The following is a 2,816-nucleotide window of genomic DNA, read 5'->3' as shown; positions in this document are numbered from 1 at the left end:
CTGCATGCGGCGCTGGGCCTGTCGTCGCGCGCGCATGCGCACATCACCGCCATCGACCTGGCGCCGGTCCGCGCCAGCGCGGGCGTGGTCGCGGTGCTGACCGTGGCCGACATCCCGGGCCTGAACGATTGCGGCCCGATCATYCACGACGAYCCGATCCTGGCCGATGGCCTGGTGCAGTACGTGGGCCAGCCGATCTTCATCGTCGTCGCCGACAGCCATGACAACGCACGCCGCGCAGCGCGCCTGGCGCAGGTAACGTACGAGGACCTGCCCGCGATCCTGACGCCACAGGCGGCGCGCGCTGCGCAATCGTATGTGCTGCCGCCCATGCGCCTGACACGCGGGGACGCCGAAGCCGCGTTCGCGCGCGCGCCGCACACGGTCAAGGGCCAGCTGTACGTGGGCGGGCAAGAGCAGTTCTACCTCGAAGGCCAGATCGCGTATGCGATTCCTGGCGAAGACCGCGGCATGCATGTGTATTCGTCGACCCAGCACCCGAGCGAGATGCAGCACGTGATCGCCCATGCGCTCGGCCTGCATTCGCACCACGTGACGGTCGAGTGCCGCCGCATGGGCGGTGGTTTTGGCGGCAAGGAATCGCAGTCGGCGCTGTGGGCCGCCGCGGCCGCCATCGCCGCAGTGCGTACGGGCCGTCCGGTCAAGCTGCGCGCCGACCGCGACGACGACATGCTCGTCACCGGCAAGCGTCACTGCTTCCATTATGAGTACGAGGTCGGCTACGACGACGCGGGCCGCATCCTGGCCGCGCGGGTCGACATGGTCACGCGCGCCGGCTACTCGGCCGACCTGTCCGGCCCCGTGGCCACGCGTGCCGTCTGCCACTTCGACAATGCCTACTACCTGTCCGATGTCGATATCCGCGCCGCCTGCGGCAAGACCAACACGCAATCGAACACCGCGTTTCGCGGCTTCGGCGGTCCGCAGGGCGCCATCGCCATCGAATACGTGTTGGATGAGATCGCGCGCAACCTGGGCCGCGACGCGCTCGATATCCGGCGCCTGAATTTCTACGGCGCGCAGGATCGCAACGTGACGCCGTATGGCCAGACCATTGTCGACAACGTCATCCCCGAACTGGTGGCCGAACTGGAAGCGGGCAGCGATTACCGCGCGCGCCGCGCGGCCGTGGACGACTACAACCGCACCAGCCCCGTGCTCAAGAAGGGGCTGGCGCTCACGCCGCTCAAGTTCGGCATCGCGTTCAATGTCACGCACCTGAACCAGGCCGGCGCGCTGGTGCACGTCTACGTGGACGGCTCCATCCTCGTCAACCACGGCGGCACCGAGATGGGGCAGGGCATCAACACCAAGGTGATGCAGGTCGTGGCGCACGAGCTGGGCGTCGAACTGGGTCGCGTGCGCGCCACCGCGACCAACACCAGCAAGGTCTCGAACACGTCGGCCACCGCCGCCTCGACCGGCGCGGACCTGAACGGCAAGGCCGCGCAGGATGCCGCCGGCAAGATCCGCGCGCGCCTCGCGCAATTCGCCGCGCAGCAGTATGGGGGCGCGGCCAGCGACGTGCGCTTCGCGGCCGGCACCGTGTTCGTCGCCGGCCTGGCGCTGCCGTTCGAGGAACTCGTCGCCAAGGCTTACCTGGCGCGCGTGCAGCTGTGGTCCGATGGCTTCTATGCCACGCCCGGCCTGCACTGGGACCCGAAGACGATGACGGGCCGACCGTTCTCGTACTTCGCGTACGGCGCGGCGGTGTCCGAAGTGGTGGTCGACACGCTCACCGGCGAATGGAAGCTGCTGCGTGTCGATGCGCTGTACGATGCCGGCCGCTCGCTCAATCCGGCGATCGACATCGGCCAGGTCGAAGGCGCGTTCATCCAGGGCATGGGGTGGTTGACCACCGAAGAACTGTGGTGGAACCCGGCCGGCAAGCTGATGACGCATGCGCCGTCGACCTACAAAATCCCGGCGGTTTCGGACTGCCCGGAGGATTTCCGCATCGCGTTGTTCGACAACGTCAACGTCGAAGACAGCATCCACCGCTCCAAGGCCGTGGGCGAGCCGCCGCTGCTGCTGCCGTTCTCGGTCTTCTTCGCGCTGCGCGACGCCATTTCGAGCGTGGGCGGGCACCGGGTCAATCCACCGCTGAATGCCCCCGCGACGAGCGAAGCCATTCTGGATGCGATCGCGTTCGTCGAGGGCGCCGCCGGCGCGCGCGCGTGACGATGGACTGGTTGCGTGCCCGCGGCGATGTGCCGTCCGTGCTGGTCACGGTAGCAGCCGTGAAGGGCTCGGCGCCGCGCGAGCCGGGCGCGAAGATGCTGGTGCGCGCGCACGATTTTGACGACACCATCGGCGGCGGCCATCTCGAACACCGCGCGCTGGAGATTGCGCGCGCGATGCTGCAGCTTGGCGAAGCGCGCCGCTTCGAGCGCTTTGCGCTGGGTCCGAGCCTCGGCCAGTGCTGCGGCGGCGTTGCCTGGCTGGCGTTCGAGCGCGTCGATACGGCGCAGGTTGACCTGCTGCGCGCACGCCGCCACGTCGATACCTGGCGCCTCGTTGCGCTGGACGGCGCGTGCGAATGGGCCTTGTTCGACGACGCGGCGCCCCTCGCGGGCACGGCGGCCGCACCGGCGTTTGAACGCGTACCCGAGGCCYGCGTGCTGGACGGCGAGGGCGGGCGCCGCTGGCTGCTCGACCCGGTCCTCGCGCCGCGCGCGCACCTGATGCTGTTCGGCGCCGGCCACGTCGGCGCTGCCATCGTGCGCGCGCTGGCCGACCTGCCATGCCGCGTGACGTGGGTCGACGAACGCGACGCCATGTTCCCGGCATCTATC

General features: G+C 69.2%; 2 protein-coding genes. Both read left to right on the top strand.

The features are described 5' to 3' along the window. A partial coding sequence (gene xdhB, locus AC1DYN_RS32030) for a xanthine dehydrogenase molybdopterin binding subunit (RefSeq protein ID WP_477966762.1) occupies positions 1 to 2,202 on the top strand: 2,202 nt, incomplete at its 5' end. 2 nt (positions 2,203 to 2,204) lie between these two features. Then, positions 2,205 to 2,816, top strand: a 612-nt coding sequence (gene xdhC, locus AC1DYN_RS32025) for a xanthine dehydrogenase accessory protein XdhC (protein ID WP_477966760.1), incomplete at its 3' end; no start/stop codon positions are given.

Source organism: Rhizobacter sp. P2_D12 (assembly GCF_056404395.1).
This window is presented reverse-complemented; position numbering and strand designations above follow the sequence as displayed.